6 protein-coding genes and 1 pseudogene are annotated in these 16,362 nt (G+C 62.1%); all 7 read left to right on the forward strand.

Features of this window, described 5'->3' with window-relative positions; translation table 11 throughout:
• Positions 1 to 43 precede the first annotated feature (43 nt).
• On the forward strand, positions 44 to 6,277 hold the full coding sequence (locus FSO04_RS18650) for a non-ribosomal peptide synthetase/type I polyketide synthase (protein ID WP_154561244.1): 6,234 nt from the start codon (positions 44 to 46) through the stop codon (positions 6,275 to 6,277).
• The gene (locus FSO04_RS18655) at positions 6,277 to 10,533 is read left to right on the forward strand and encodes a non-ribosomal peptide synthetase (RefSeq protein ID WP_154561246.1); all 4,257 of its coding nucleotides are present in this window, start codon (positions 6,277 to 6,279) and stop codon (positions 10,531 to 10,533) included. Before FSO04_RS18650 ends, FSO04_RS18655 begins: the two co-directional genes overlap by 1 nt.
• Before the next feature lie 38 nt (positions 10,534 to 10,571).
• Positions 10,572 to 12,026, forward strand: coding sequence for a 4-hydroxyphenylacetate 3-monooxygenase, oxygenase component (gene hpaB / locus FSO04_RS18660; protein ID WP_154561248.1), 1,455 nt, complete (start codon positions 10,572 to 10,574; stop codon positions 12,024 to 12,026).
• A gap of 68 nt (positions 12,027 to 12,094) precedes the next feature.
• Positions 12,095 to 12,946: a 5-dehydro-4-deoxy-D-glucuronate isomerase gene (kduI, locus tag FSO04_RS18665; RefSeq protein WP_154561250.1), complete on the forward strand. Its 852-nt coding sequence runs from the start codon at positions 12,095 to 12,097 to the stop codon at positions 12,944 to 12,946.
• 56 nt (positions 12,947 to 13,002) lie between these two features.
• Positions 13,003 to 14,406 (forward strand): MFS transporter, encoded by a 1,404-nt coding sequence (locus FSO04_RS18670; RefSeq protein WP_154561252.1) that lies wholly within the window; start codon positions 13,003 to 13,005, stop codon positions 14,404 to 14,406.
• 287 nt (positions 14,407 to 14,693) lie between these two features.
• Positions 14,694 to 15,143 carry a hypothetical protein gene (locus tag FSO04_RS18675; protein ID WP_154561254.1) on the forward strand — a complete coding sequence of 150 codons (450 nt, stop codon included), beginning with the start codon at positions 14,694 to 14,696 and terminating at the stop codon, positions 15,141 to 15,143.
• 784 nt (positions 15,144 to 15,927) lie between these two features.
• A pseudogene (locus FSO04_RS18680) lies at positions 15,928 to 16,341 on the forward strand (two-partner secretion domain-containing protein); the annotation flags it as partial.
• Between the last annotated feature and the right edge of the window lie 21 nt (positions 16,342 to 16,362).

A 16,362-nucleotide genomic window follows, 5' to 3' on the forward strand; every position in this document is an offset into this window, starting at 1 on the left:
CACCGAAAATCCGAACGTGTCGCGCGAGCGAGATGAGCCCCCGATGAAATTCGCCCCTTTCGATTTGCTTCCAGCCCTTGTTCAGGCGACTACACATCTCTATTCAAATCAGACTGCCGTTATTTTCGAAAATGTCGAATATACATACCGCGATATAGATAACGGCGTGAACCGTATTGCGGCGAAACTCGTCGATGCAGGTGTGGGTTCGGGCGATCTCGTGGCATTGCACATTGAACGCTCCGTGCACATGCTGGCGGCCATGCTCGCCATTCATCGCGTCGGCGCCGCTTACGTGCCGCTCGATCCGGCTTATCCACGCGACCGCAAGAGTTACATCGTCCAAGACTCGGGCCTGCAGTGCTTGATCTACGACGGCGTGTTGAACATCGATGCGCCCGTTCGGCACACTCTCGATTTGAGCGACGCTTGGTTCCGCTCGAGTGAGTCCGTCGCCGCGCTCGACCCGGCGCCGGTGACGCGCGACGACCTCGCCTACGTAATCTATACGTCGGGATCGACGGGACGGCCGAAGGGCGTCAAGGTCCATCACGGCGCGGTGGCCAACTTCCTGCACAGCATGCGCAAACGGCCCGGTCTGGAGCCGACCGATACGTTGCTTGCCGTCACGACGCCGTCGTTCGACATCTCCGTGCTCGAACTCTTTTTGCCTCTGCTGACAGGCGCCAGGATTGTGCTGGCTTCGCGCGACGAAGTGGCCGACGGAGCACGTCTCGCAGAGTTGATCGAACGACACGCGGTCACGGTGATGCAGGCGACGCCGGCCACCTGGCGCATGCTGTTCATCGCCGGCTGGCAAGGCGCTCCGGCGCTCAAGGCATTGTGTGGCGGCGAGGCGCTGGACGCATCGCTCGCGAGCTGGCTTTTGCGCGCCACCGGGAGTCTCTGGAACATGTACGGCCCGACCGAAACGACGGTCTGGTCGACCTGCCATCGCGTCATGCCAGACGAACGATCGATCCCGGTCGGCACGCCCATCGACAACACCACGCTGCACGTGCTCGACGCCGACCTTGCTCCTGTCGCCAACGGCGAAACAGGCGAACTGTTTATCGGCGGTGCGGGCGTAGCCGTGGGCTATACCGACGACACGCTGACGCAGGCTCGCTTCATCAAGGATCCGTTCTCCGGCGATCCGCACGCGCGCTTGTATCGAACCGGTGACCTCGCCTATTTTCTCGGCAGCGGCGAACTGGCGCTGAGAGGCCGCGCGGACGACCAGGTCAAAGTCAAAGGATTTCGGATCGAACTCAACGACGTGCAGGAAAACCTGCTCGGCGTTGCCGGTGTGCAGCAGGCCGCGGTCCTCGCAATCACGAACCCGGAAGGCGTGGCCGGCCTGACTGCATTCGTCGTTCCGTCACGCGATAGCGGACTCACGTCGGCATCGCTGAAGGCCGCGCTCGGCGCCCGGGTGCCAGACTACATGGTACCCGCCCGTCTCGTGTTCGTACGCACGCTTCCGCTCACGCCGAACGGCAAAATCGACCGGAACGCGCTGAAAGCCCTCGATCACGAAGACGAACGCGCGGACGATCCGGAGCGCTTCCCGTACCGGACGCACAAGGAACTGATCGTCGGCGTCGTGCAGCATCTGCTGGGCGCGAAGACGGTCGAGACCGACACAAGCGTGTTCGACCTCGGTATCGATTCGCTGCAGGCCAATCGTCTCGTTGCCATGCTGGGAAAGCACGCGGCAATCAAGGTCAGTGTCGCGGCGCTCTTCGAGCATCCGACCATCGACGCTTTCGCCGCGTACATCGAGCGGCACGCCGCCGGACAGGCGCCGTCGGCGTCGTCGAAGCCCGCATCGCGCCGTCGACGACGCCGTAGCGCCGGCGACGACGAGCGCATTGCCGTGATCGGCATGGCGGGACGCTTTCCGGGCGCCGATTCGGTCGACGACTTGTGGGACATCCTGGCCTCCGGACGTGACAGCGTCACCCGTTTCTCGCCTGCACAAGACGATCCGGGCATCACCGCCGACATAGTCAGCAGCGAACACTACGTGCGTGCTCGCGGGATGATCAAGGACCCAGATCGGTTCGACGCATCGCTGTTCGGGATCAGCCCGAATGACGCCGTCGTGATGGACCCGCAGCAACGTGTCTTCCTCGAGGTAGCCTGGGAAGCCATGGAGTCGGCCGGCTATGACGCGGATCGCTTCGACGGTGCGGTCGGCGTGTATGCCGGCATGGGCAACAATTTCTACTACCACTACAACGTATCGACCCATCCAGACCTGATCAGGATGGTCGGTGAAGTGCAAGTTGAAATCGGTCGCGAGAAGGATCACATCGCGACGCTGGTGTCGCACAAGCTGAACTTGACTGGACCGAGTCTGAGCATCAATACAGCGTGCTCGACAGGCCTTGTGGCCGTCGACAGCGCCGTGCACAGTCTGCTGAGCTACCAGTGCGACATGGCGCTTGCCGGTGCGATCGAGCTGCGCACTCCGCAGATGACGGGGCAATTGCACGAACCGGGCGGCATATTCACACGCGACGGCAAGTGCCGGCCATTTTCGTCCGACGCGAGCGGCACCATGTTTTCGGACGGCGCGGGCGCCGTGGTGCTCAAGCGGCTGAGCGACGCCGTCGCAGACGGGGACACGATTCACGGCGTCATCATCGGCTCCGCCGTCAATCACGACGGCTTGCACAAGAAGAGCTATCTCGCACCGAGCATCCCGGGCCAAGTGGACGTGATCTCGACGGCCCAGGAACGCGCGCAGATTTCGCCGGAATCGATCACGTACATGGAAGCGCACGGCACCGCCACACCGGTGGGCGACCCGATCGAATTCGAAGCGCTCAGGAACGTGTTCGAAGCCGCCACCGCAAGAAAGAATTTTTGTGCGCTGGGCTCCGTCAAGGGCAATCTCGGCCACCCGACAACCGCGGCCGGCGTGGTCGGGCTGATCAAGGTCTGTCTTGCGCTGACTCACCGTAAGATCCCGCCGCTGGTCAACTTCAGCGATATCAACTCGAACATCGATATCGACAACAGCCCCTTTTACATCAATACCGATTTGCGCGACTGGCCCGCGGGCTCGACGCCTCGGCGCGCAGGTATCAGCTCCTTCGGCTTTTGCGGGACGAACGCGCATCTGATCGTCGAAGAAGCACCGCTACGCACCGCCGCAAACACCGCCATGCGAACTACGCGTCCGTACACGCTGCTGCCCTTCTCCGCCGGCAGCGAGACCGCCTTGCGGGCACTCGCGTCGCGTGTCGCGGCACGCGAGGAGCACGTTGCGGCCGACGTCGGATACACGCTCGCCGTGGGCCGCCGGCGGCTCAAATCGAAGGCGTTCGAACTCCGGTGCCCGGACGGACGCAGCGCCGCCGACAGTTTTACGCTGGACCCGCAGGCGTCCTACCGCCGCGGCGGCCCGCGCGCCACGCGGCCGCGGCTGGTGTTCGCGTTCCCTGGCCAGGGCTCGCAGTATGTCGATATGGGTGCGGACCTGTATCGACACGAACCCGCCTTCCGCGCGGCGCTCGACGAGTGCTCGACGATTCTGCGGGAGCATCTCGGTGAGGATATGCGCGACGTGTTGTTCCTGCCCGCGGACGCAAATCGCGAAGCAGATCATGACGCGCTTCAGGCCCGCCTGAACCACACCCGCTTCACGCAGCCGGCTGTCTTCTGCATCGAATACGCGCTGGCGAAGACCCTGATGAGCTGGGGCATCCACGGAGATTTACTGGTGGGACACAGCATCGGCGAATTCGTCGCGGCTACGCTCGCTGGCGTATTTGCGCTTCCGGACGCGCTTCGGCTGATCGCAGCGAGAGGCCGCCTGATGGGCGAACTGCCTGCGGGCGGCATGCTGTCCGTGCGCTTGCCGCATGAGCAACTGTCGGACGATCTCGACGCGTCGCTATCCATCGCGGCGATCAACGCACCGAATCTCTGCGTGGTCGCCGGACCTCGCGTCGCGCTGGACGCGCTCAAGCAGACACTCGATGGACGGGGCGTGCGTTCGCAGCCGTTGCACACCTCGCACGCATTCCACTCTTCGATGATGGCACCCGCTGTCGAGCCGTTTCTGGAGATCCTGCGTGCGATGACGCTGCGCGCGCCGCGCGTGCCGATCGTGTCGACAGTGACAGGCCTGCCGATGACCGATGCCGAAGCGATCGATCCGTTGTACTGGGCGAACCATTTGCAACTGCCGGTACGTTTCTCCGAGGCAGTGAGCACGCTTTGCAAGGACGACAACGTCGTGCTGCTTGAAGTCGGCCCACGCACCACGCTGTGCTCGCTGGCATCCATGCAGTTCAAGCGTGAAGCACGCCAGTTCGCGATCGCTGCGCTAAGCGATTCGGCAACGGATGACGCGGAGTCGCTCGCGCTCGCGAACGCGCTCGGCTATCTGTGGCTCGCCGGTTTCGAACTCGACTGGCCGGCCTACTACGGCGAGGCAAGCCGTCGTGTCGAATTGCCCGCCTATCCGTTCGAGCGCAAACGCTACTGGATCGATCCGGCAGCGACACGGCCTGCCGCTGCGTCAGGTGCGGGAGTGCCGGTTGCGGCCGTGAGTGCTGTGATCACGGTGAGCGCACAGCCTGAGGTAAGTGAGAGCGCGCCCGGGCACACGGCCGCGTCGAAAGAAGAACTGCTCGGCCAGCTCAAAGGCATTCTGGAAAGCATTTCCGGCGAACCCTATGACGATGCACTGCCGGCGACGTCGCTGTTCGAGCTCGGCCTCGATTCGCTATTGCTGACACCGCTCACCTTCATGCTAAAGGAGAAGTTCGGCGTGACCGTCACGTTCCGGCAACTCCTCGGAGAACTGTCCACGCTGGAATCGATTGTCGATTACATTGTTGAGCACGCCACGGCGCGGCTGCCTGGCGCGAAGCCGGCGGCCGTAGGGGGCGCCGTGGCCGGTCACGCCGACGCGGACGATGTCGCGTTGCAGCCTGTGCAGCAGATCGTCGTCGAGCGCGCGGCGCTGTCCACGGCCGCTTCGCTGGCTCATCACGAGTCGGCGATCGTTACCTTGACGGGCGCGGTCGATCGTGACGCACTCGCGCGCGCGATTCAGGATCTGTATGCGCGGCACGACGCGTTGCGCGCGACGATCGCGGGTTCCCCGGCACGACTGCGGATCGCCGACGAACCGCCTGGGCCCGTACCGATCCGCTGGATCGACGGAAGCGACGCATCGCTGGACGCGATCATCGCCGACGACGCACGCACGCCGTTCTCGCTCGCGACAGGCCCACTGGCCCGCTTCAGCGTGGTAACGCTCGGTGACGCACGGCTGATCGTTCTGATCTCGGCTCACGCAGCAATATGCGACGGCTGGTCGCTGGACGTGCTGATCGAACAGCTCGCGAAACGCTACAACGCCAACCTGTCGACCGCCCCGGATACGGCAGCCAAGCCGTCGCAATGGCGCGACTTCGTGATGCAGCAGCGAGCGGATGCGCGTGGTCAACAATCGTCGCGCCCGGTTGGCGCTCTGCCGTCAACCGGAAACGCGACGGCTATGATCGATGTGGACACCGCGCTGACCGCCGATGCATTTAACACAGTGCATCGAAGCCTCGACATCCCGCCGTCATTGACGCGCCTGATCCGATCCGTCGGCGCGCAGTACCAATGCAGTCCGTTCACGCTGCTGCTGGCGGCCACGCAGCTCGCGCTGCTTTCGCACGACACCTCGCGTGAAGCGGCCATCGACATTCCGATGGCGGGGCAAAGCCTGCACTATCTTCCGACGCTCGTCGGCCAATGCACGAACTGGGTGGCGATCCACCGGCCGGCCGGCAATGACAACGCGATCGAGGCGTACCTGCTCGATGTGCAGCGAAGCCTGCTCGACGCGCAGGAAAGCTGTCTCGCCATGTCTGGGCCGACGCGTGATCGTGAAGCCACGTCAAGTGTCGCGTTTATCCACACCAAACGTATCAAGGCCGCGGACTTTGCATTCACGGGCCTGCAGGCCGAATACGCATTGAATCGGCGAAGCCACCAATGGTACGACGTCGAGTTCCACGCGACGGAGTATCCGGAGCACTTCGTGATCGATTGCTCGTGTCGCCTCGCCGGTTTCCCGGCGCAAGCGCTCGAACCGTTGCTGGCTGACTTCGGCAACGCGCTCGACATGTTGGTTTCTCAACCCGCGGAAGCGAGCGTGCCCGGCCTCGTCCACGCACACGCACTTCGCGAGAAACAGCGCGCGCCTGCCGGTACGGCAACACGGTTCGACGAGGACTGTGATCTCGAGGAGATTCTCTGATGCGCCTTAGAGACATTCTGTCGTTGGCCGACGCACGCGGCATCGTGCTGTCGACCAGGGAAGGACGACTGTTCGCGAAGTCCTCGAACGGCCAGCCGCTCGACGGCGAGTTCCGCGCGATCCTGTCGGATAACAAGGGGGCCCTTCTCGAATGGCTCGAACACGATGCGCTGAACGACAGCAGCTTGTCGGAACTCGTCGACGCAGCGCTGCCTTCGCGCACAGCTCGGGGCTTCGCTTCGAGTACGCAGGCGCGGCTCTGGTATCTGGAGCAGGTGCTGGACGAACGCTGCCCGTACAACGAGCAACTTGAAATCGGGCTGCATGGGCCGCTGGATAGCGATGCGCTCCAGCAAACGCTCGATCTGCTCGTGATGCGACATCAGGCGCTACGCTCCCGCTTCGTTCAGGACGCGCAGGGCCGCGTCGCTCTCGAAGTGACTCAGGCCGCCACGGCAGCGATCGCGTACGACGACCTGACGTTACACGCCGGCGCGGATATCGAACAGGCAGCGGAGGCAATTGCATTGCAGGAGGGTCGTCGCCGCTTCGACCTTGCGCGCGACGCTCTGATCCGGTTTCGTCTGCTCCGGCTCGCGCCGCGAGAGCACCGCCTGTTGCTGACGTTGCATCACATCGTCATGGATGGCGCGTCGATGGCGGTCTTCTATGACGAACTCTCGATGGTCTATAGCGGTCTCGTGCGCGGTGCGCCCGCGCAACTTCCGCCGTTGCCGCTCGAGTATGCCGACTATTCGCGGTGCGTGGAGCGCTGGCAGACCGGCGAAAATTGCCGCGCGTCGCTCGACTTCTGGGCGTCGAAGCTCGCCGGCCTGAGCGGGCGAAAGACCGTGCCGCCCGACCACGAACGCAACGAAGCGGCAGGCTTTCGAGGCCACGTCGAACATTTCGAGGTGGACCCGGCGTTGAGCCGGCGACTGTCGCAACTCGCCGGCTCGGAAGGCGCGACGCTTTACATGGCGCTGCTTGCCGCATTCAAGATTCTGCTGGCGAGGTATACGGATGAAACCGATCTGGCGGTCGCGACGCCGGTGGCCAACCGGCCGCATCCGGACCTTGGCCGGCTATTCGGGCTGTTTGCGAACACGCTGGTGATCCGCTCGGAGCTGGACGCCGCGCTGACGTACCGGCAGGTGCTGGGCATCGTGAGCAATGTGGTGCTGGAAGCGTTCGAGCACCAGCACGTCCCGTTCGATCAGATTATCGAGCGCATCAAGCCCGATCGGGTCGGGATGGCGATGCCGCTGACCCAAGTCATGTTCGTGATGCAGCCCGCGACGCGGCGTCTCTCACTCGCGGACCTCGATGCTGAAGTACACGGTCCCAAACATTTGGGCTACGCGAAGTTCGACCTAACGCTCTCCGTGACCCGTGGGCCGAATGGCGCGCTAACCGGACACTGCGAATACGACGCCGATCTGTACGAGGCCTCTTCGATCACGCGGCTGATTTCGCACTATGTCGCCCTGCTTCATTCGATCGTCGGCCATCCGGATGAAGCCATCGGCGCGCTGTCGCTGATGGGCGGGCAGGACCGGTCGGCGCTGTTGGCGGCGCAGCACTCGCCCCGAGCCGATGACCTGCCCGGCGGCTTCGTCTTCGAGCTGTTCGAGCAGCAGGCGCGGCAGGCGCCAGCGCATCCGGCCATCATCTGCGGCGACCAGCATGTGTCGTACGGCGACGCCGTTGCGACGGTCAACCGGATCGCGAATTATCTCGTGCAAACCGGCGTGACGCCCGGCGCGCGCGTCGGTCTGCATCTGGACAAGTCCGCGGCGGCGGTGCTGTGCCTGTTCGCAATCTGGAAGGCCGGTGCGATCTATGTGCCGGTCGACCCGGCGTTGCCAGACGAGCGCGTACGCTACCTCGTCGACGATACCCGGATGGCCGTCCTGCTGACCGGCACGCCGGCCGTTGCCGCGCTGGCGCGCGACGGCACCCGGACGATCGTGCTCGATCACGCGTGGGCCGACATCGAAGCCCAGCCGCCGGTCTATAAGCATCCGTTGCCGTCGTCAACCGAATCGCTCGCGTACATCCTGTACACGTCGGGCACGACGGGCGAACCCAAAGGCGTGATGGTCCGGCACCGCAGTGTGACTCATCTCGCGCACGCCGCGGCGAGGCTGTACGGCATCGATTCCACGAGCCGAGTACTGCAGTTCACGTCGTTCAATTTCGACCCGTCGATCGAGCAGATCGTCACGACGCTGCGCAGCGGCGGCACGCTCTTTCCGGTTTCGAAGCGGGACGTCATGCCCGGTCCGGAGCTTGCCGCGCTGATCCGCGATCAGGCGATTACGCATGCCAACCTGACGCCCTCGGCGTTGGCCCTGCTGCCTGCCGACAACCTTCGGGCGCTGCGCTGTGTGATCTCTGGCGGCGAACGCTGTACGCAGGATCTGGTCCGGCGCTGGGCGCCCGGACGGCGGTTCCTCAATTGCTACGGACCGACCGAAGCCACGGTCACCGCGACCGCGGCATCGTGTTCACCGGACGACCGGCAGATGACGATTGGCCGCCCGCTCGAACACGTGGCCTGTTACGTGCTCGACGTAAAGCGTCAGCCCGTTCCCGTCGGCGTGATCGGCGAACTCTATATTGGCGGAACGGGTGTGGCTGCCGGCTACTGGCAGAGTCCCGAACTGACCGGGCAACGCTTCATCGCCAACCCGTTTGGCGAGCCTGGCATGTTGTACAAGACCGGCGACCTAGTCAAGCAACTGGCGGACGGGCGCATCGTCTTCGTCGGGCGTAAAGACGGTCAGGTCAAGATCCGCGGGCAGCGCGTTGAGCTGGGAGAAATCGAGGCTGCGCTCAACGGCGCGAACGACGTGCTCGACAGCCGCGTGGTGGTTCGCGACCTCGCTCAGCGCGGCGAGACCTTGATTGCTTACGCGCTGACGCATGATGGAGAGCCGCTCGACACAGCAGCGGTGCTCACCGCGCTGGAAGCGCGTCTGCCCGGTTACATGGTGCCAGCGGCCGTGGTCGTGTTACGTGAATTTCCGCTGACCGTGGCGGGAAAACTCGACACCCGCGCGTTGCCGTTGCCCGATTTTCGTGCCGCCCGAAACAGCGCGGATGCCGCCGTATTACCACGCTCGGATACGGAAAAACGCGTTGCTGCCGTGTGGACCGAGGTGCTGGGTCAACAGGTCGAGAATATCGACGACGACTTCTTCCGGCTCGGCGGCCATTCGCTTGCCGCAGTCCGTTTGATCGCCCGTCTGAACGCGCACTTCGATGTCGAACTTCCGTTGACGGCGCTGCTGGCCTCGCCGACCGTTCGCGGGATTGCGGCGCAGCTCGCATCACGGCATGCACCGCACGGCGCATGGACACCATTGGTGGCCCTCGAAAAGGGCGCCCACCGCACGCCAGTTTTTTGCGTGCATCCGGCCGGCGGAACAGTGTCCTGCTTCAAGGCTTTGGCCGCCCTGTTCGGCGCTCAGGGCCACCCTGTGTTCGGTTTTCAGCCGCTCGGTTTCGAGGCGGGGCAAACGGCACAGCGATCCATCAGCGAGATGGCGTCGTTCTACGTCGATCACCTCCTCGCGCAACACCCGCGCGGTCCTTACGTTCTGATAGGTTACTCGGCGGGCGGCGCCGTCGCGTATGAGATGGCGCGACGACTCACCGAAGCGAAGCACAGCGTCAGCCTCGTGGGCCTCGTCGATACCTATCTGTTCGAGAACGACGCAACGACTGAAACAATCGGCGCGGCCGACGACACCATGTGGCTGCTGCGCTGGTTGAGCGACGGCATCCATGCGCCGAACTGGAACGGCGACGCCATCACCGATTACCTCACGGGCGTGTCGGTCGACGCGCGCTTCGAGTCGGCCGTCCAGTTTGCCCGCGCGGCCGGCGCGTTCCCGGACGATCTGGATGGCGCATCGATCCGGCGAATGATCGATACCTACCGAGCGCATTGCCTCGCCATCGCCGGCTATCGGCCCACCGCGTGGCCGACGCCGCCGTTGCTTTTGCTGCGCGCCGCCGAACACACATTCACTTCGACAAACCGGCGCGGCGGGCAGCCGTGGCCGCGCCAGTCCGGCGCCGCATCGAGCGAACGCATCGTGCCGGGACGACATGAAACGGTCCTCTCAATGCCTCACGTCGGCAAGGTCGTCGAGGCGCTCAGTGAATGCCTGACGCACAGAGCGCCGCAAGGCCGGGCTCTTCCGCTCGTCGATGATGCGCGGACGGCCTGCGCATCGAATCAATAGGTTTGTGTACTTCAAGAAATTTCATAAAGGATTCGACAATGGGTGCAAGAAGGGGACATGAGGTTCTCGAACGATTCCGCGCACATCCCGCGCAAGTGTGGCACCGCGGCGTTCGCGTGCAGGACGTCACATCGGAGCCGGGCCTCGCGAACGGCGTGCGCAGCCTCGCCGGTCTGTACGATTTTCAGTGGCAACAGGCGAACGTGACGCTGGAAACCGATCCGCTGACCGATCAAAAGGTCGCGCGATCGTTTTCGATTCCGCGAACCCCGACCGAACTCGAGCGCGTCGGCGCGGCCATGCTGCGTTCGTCCGAATACAGCATGGGGATGATGGGGCGTGAACCTTCGTATCTGAACCGTGCGATGTCGGCCTACGCCGGCGCTGCCGAATTTTTCCGTGACGGCGATCGCGCTTACGGCGATAACGTGACGCAATATCATCGATATCTGCGCGCGAACGATCTTTCGCTGACGCACACGCTGTTGAATCCGCGACCTAATCGGCTGGCCGGGCCGGCTCGCCAGGCGGATCCGCTGCTGGCCGCGCACGTTCACGAGGAACGCGACGACGGGCTCGTGATTCGCGGCGCGCGCATGCTCGCAACGCTGCCTTTGTCGGACGAACTGATGGTGTTCCCCGCCCGGCTCCCGGACGGCCCCGAGGAAAGCGCGCGCTATGCCTTTGCGTTTGCGATTCCGACCGCCACGCCCGGCCTCAAATTCATCTGCCGGGACAGCGTCGACTACGGTTTCAACGGCTTCGACCATCCGCTCGGCTCACGCTTCGAAGAGATGGATGCCGTCGTGATATTCGACGACGTCTTAGTGCCGTGGGAACGGGTCTTTTGCTATCGCGACGTGAACATCTGCAATGCTGCGGCGGTTCGTACCGGCGCGCTGGCACAGATGGCGTATCAGGTAGTGTGCAAAAACATCGCGAAGACGGAGTTCCTGCTCGGCCTTGCGTCGATGATGGTGGACGGTTCCGGCCTGGAGAGCTTCCAGCACATCCACGAAAAGATCGCCGAAGTGTGGGTCAATCTAACGACGCTGAAGGCGTTTAAGCGGGCTAGCGAATCCGATGCGCAGGCCAACGAATATGGTGTCTTCACGCCGGCTTGGGATCCACTCGACGCGTCACGCAATTTGTATCCCCGCCTCTATCCGCGCATGGTCGAAATCATTCAGCAGATCGGAGCAAGCGGCCTCGTGGCGATGCCGACGCAGGCCGACCTGGACGGCGCTCTAGGCGACGAAATCCGCTATTACTATCAGTCTGCCCGGCTGGAAGCGAGCGAGCGCATTCCGCTCTACCGGCTTGCCTGGGATGCCGCCGTGTCCGCGTTCGGATCGCGCCAGGTGCTCTACGAACGCTTCTTCTTCGGCGATCCGGTGCAGATGGCGAGCGCCGTCTTCAAGGACAAGGATCGCTCGGGATCAATCGAAAAAGTTCGCCGACTGCTCCAGGAATCGCACCGGTTTGGTCACTAACTTTTGCACACGAAGCTGGGAGCGTGCCTCCCACTTTCCTTCGCCTATCACGTCGACGAGCCCATCTAATGAATGACACCGTGATTGACGCGCGCGAGGCAATAAATCCGGCGCACGTCAAAACACTCGGCAGCGCCGCGCTGCGAGAACAGTTTCTCGTTGAAAACGTGTTTGTTCGCGGCAGGCTAAGCGCCACCTACTCAAACGAAGACCGGATGATCTTCGGAGGCATCATGCCGGAATACGAACCGCTGACGTTACCGCGCGCGCTGAGCGAGGCATGCGGGACGGCGTACTTTCTGCAACGGCGCGAACTCGGGCTATTGAATCTCGGCGGCCCGGCGTCAGTGGACGTAGACGGGCAGCGCTTCGACATCGGCGAATACGATGCCCTCTATGTCGGTGCCGGGGCGCGCGAGGTGCTCTTCGGCAGCGAAGACCCTGAGCATCCGGCGAAGCTCTATTACGTGAGCGCCACCGCTCATCAGTCGTTTCGCACGAGAAAGGTTGTCCGGGACGAGGCCTTGTCCGTCAAGCGAGGGGACCAGAAAGACAGCAACTGCAGAACTGTCGTCAGGTATCTAGCGCCCGAGATCTTGCCGACATGCCAGTTGCTGATGGGCATCGTGGCGCTGGACGAAGGCAATGTATGGAGTCCCTTGCCGACGCATCGTCACAGACGGCGCAGCGAGGTTTACCTGCACTATGGCCTCGAACCGGAAGCGGCCGTTATATTTCTGCTCGGCGAGCCCGATGAAACCCGGCATCTTATCGTTCGCGACGAACAGGCCGTGATCGTGCCCGGCTGGGCGGTGCACTCCGGGGTGGGGACGTCGAGCCACGGTGTGGTCTGGGCCATGGCGGGCGAGAACATGGAAATCGGTGATATGGACTTCGTCCCTACCTCACGACTGCGATGAAGGCGCGTGTTTGGTCGCGCCTGACGCAAGGCGGTAAGACAGCCCAAGGAGAGACCATGAAGCAGCAAAATGATTTGCGATCTATTGCCCGCATCCTGATTGCGGCGAGTTTCGCGTCGTGCGTCGTACAACTCGACCTCACCATCGTCAACGTCGCATTGCCGCACCTCGCCGAGTTTTTCAGCGCATCAATCTCCGGACTGCAGTGGGTCGTCGACGGCTATACGCTCGGCTTCGCGGTGCTGCTGCTGTCCGCCGGCACGCTCGCGGACCGGTTTGGCGCCAGACGTGTGTTCATACTCGGGTTCGTGATTCTCGGCGCAACGTCGATCGCGATCGCTTTCTCGCGCTCTATCGTCGAGCTGAATGTATTCAGGATCGCGCAAGGGATAGCCGCCGCGCTGCTCTTACCGACGTCGCTCACCTTGCTGCGCAAAGCCTGCGACGGCAATGCCCGCTTACTGGCGCGCGCCCTCGGCATCTGGGCGGCGATCGGCGGCGCGTCGCTCGCGGCCGGCCCGGTTGTCGGCGGTGTGCTGCTGTCGGTCATTGGATGGCGCAGCGTTTTCCTGATCAATCTGCCGATCTGCGCAGTCGGTCTCATCATCGCGTACCGGGGCATTCCTGCGCGAATGGACGAGGCGGGCTCGCGACAACTTGATCTCAAAGGGCAACTGCTGATCGTACTCGCCCTCGCGAGTCTGATCGGCGCAGCGATCGAATACCGGAATCTCGGCTGGCATCATCCGCTGGTCTGGGGCGGGGCGTGTGTCGCCGTACTCTCGACATGCGCGTTCGTGTGGCTCGAACGGCGCATCGCGTTCCCGATGCTACCGCTCAAGTTGTTTCGCAACTCCAGATTCAGTTGTCCACTTGTTTTCGGCTTTCTGATCAACCTATCCTTTTCCGGTGTGCTCTTTGTGTTGAGCCTGTATCTGCAGAAGGCGCGAGGGTACTCAGCCGTCCATACCGGTCTCGCTTTCCTGCCGCTGACAGCCACCTTCATTTTTGCAAATCTTGCGGGTGGGAAGATCGCGGCATGGGCGGGGTCGAGAGTCGTGATGATCGGCGGTGCGCTAATTGCAGGAGTGGGCTATGCGTCGTTGTGCTGGCTCGGACCCCACAGCGGTATTTGGCAAATGATCCCCGGATTCGTGCTGATTCCCGCGGGCATGGGCGCCGCGGTGCCGGCAATGACGGCGGTCTTGCTGTCCGACGTCGACGCGATGTCGGCCGGCATTGCCTCCGCGGTGCTGAGCACGGCCCGCCAAGTCGGCAGCGCGCTGGGTGTCGCGGCATTCGGCGTGATGGTCGGCGATGGCCTGAGTTCGGACATTCTCAACGGCATCAACCTGGTCATGTTGACGTCTGCGGCGCTATTGCTCGTAGCCGCGCTGACTGCGAGCATCACGGCACCGGAGAAAGAGGAGCAATTGGCTAATGTTCGGACAGGAGCCTAAAAGCCAAGCAAGCGAATATTGTTGCGACGAGTCCGCTCAGATAGCTGACCACTTGACAGGCGAGCGATCGCTTTCTGCAGATCATGACGACCGTACCGCGGTATTCGAATCGAGTGATTAGTGGCAAATCGCGATCGGCTTGTGAGCCAAGCGCTTTACGACCCGAACCAGCACGTCTTCCACGCTGGCAGGAAATATTTTGCCGATGGCGCCGAAGGCTTTGGCTACTTTCACGGTAGAAGTCCGGTTCTGGTTGCAATAGGCGCGGATCATTGCTTCGGCGACCCATGTCACAGAATCGCAAGAAACGGCTGGCGGTGGGCCAGTCGCGCAGAAAACCGCTCAGCAAGACCATGCTGCTGCCACTCCCCGCCATTTCCGTCCGCGAACTTGTGTTGCACCATCATCTTGCACTGGCTGCCTTTCGCGTGGGTAAGGGCAACGGTGGTCTGTTGGTAGAGCTGGTCAAGGCACTTTATATGGCCTGGTATCTTCAGGAGGACGGCTTTGGTGCAGCAGAACACGAACTCTATCTTGAGGCAGAACGCATTCTGGATGCGGCAAGCAGGAACGCGAGCGATGACATTTGGCTCATTGAAGTGGCGGACTGCCCGTCGATTACCCGGATTCTCGATCTGTACGAACAGCAGCTATCAAGTGCGCCGGTGTACGTAGTCAACGAGGCCCGCGCGCGATTGCGAAGATTTGGAGAGAGCGACAAGCGTTCGCCATGGTGATATGGCGATGGACGCTTCCGTCTTGTCCGACCACTGACCGATATCGTCATGTTGGATAACTACCCCGGACGGTCGAAACCCTTGCGGCATCAGGCGGCGTCCAGGGTGTCCGCCGTGGTTAGGACAATTCGAAATACTGTTTCAAAGAAGACGCTGTTCAGGAAACCGTGATTGTCCGGAGAGTCGGATGCGGATCACACACTTCCTGGTCGACTCGACTCGCATCACACGATGCATTACTTGAAGGAAAGAAAAAGAGGCGTCGCGCGAACGCGACGCCGAGAAGGTCCTGGCTTCCGGGAGCGACATGCCAGAACCTGAGAGATCTGCAGACTGAACAGTCATCGACGACTTTAAAAGGACGTCACCTGAGCAGACAGCCCCGGCAATGCAGAAGAGGGATTTCACGGAATATTGACCAGTCACGTATTTGTGTCACATGGCCATGTAATGCGCAGAACCAGCTGACTCTGATTCCCCTTGTCGCAACAGACGTTGTGTCGCGCGTGAATTAAAAATTCTTACGGATGCTGATTCTAGAATGAAAAAGAAGCGTCGAGGTCAGGTAAAACGTTTGCGAGATGTATGCCTACATTAAAAGAGGGAAATCCTTGGGCCTTTGTCGGTGCGTAATCTGGATGTAATAAAAATATTTCCAGATATTTCTAAAGAACCTCCTGGGTACGGTCGTTATTCGTCGTATGAATGCTGCGATTGCAATGGTCGCGCGTATTGAACGAATCCACCGAGAGAACCCGCAACGAACAGTTGCGTGCCAACAGGAATGTCCAGTAGCGCACGGGGAAGTAGCGCGGGCCATAGAAACCCACGTCTGTGTCAATTTCAAATCAGGCTGATCGTTGCCGTGCTGGCTGCCGTCCCTTGCAGCACATATGCAATTGGCATTGCCGTTGACGGCGGAACGGCCGCCACGGTTTCAACTTCAGCAAATGGACATCAGACGGTCAATATTGCACCGACCTTCGCAGGCGTTTCGAACAACACGTATAGCAGTTTCAACGTAGACGGAGCCGGCGCTTCACTTAATAACGTCGGTATCAATGCTCGAACGATTGTCAATAAGGTAACGAGTCCCAATCCCAGCGTTATTAGCGGCCTTATTGACGTAATCGGCCCGCGCGCAAACGTGATATCGGCCAATCCGAACGGCATTGCGGTGACCGGTGGTTCATTCGTAGGAGTGTGGGCCAGGACCTGC

It is taken from the genome of Paraburkholderia madseniana, from assembly GCF_009690905.1.
Lineage (GTDB): Bacteria > Pseudomonadota > Gammaproteobacteria > Burkholderiales > Burkholderiaceae > Paraburkholderia > Paraburkholderia madseniana.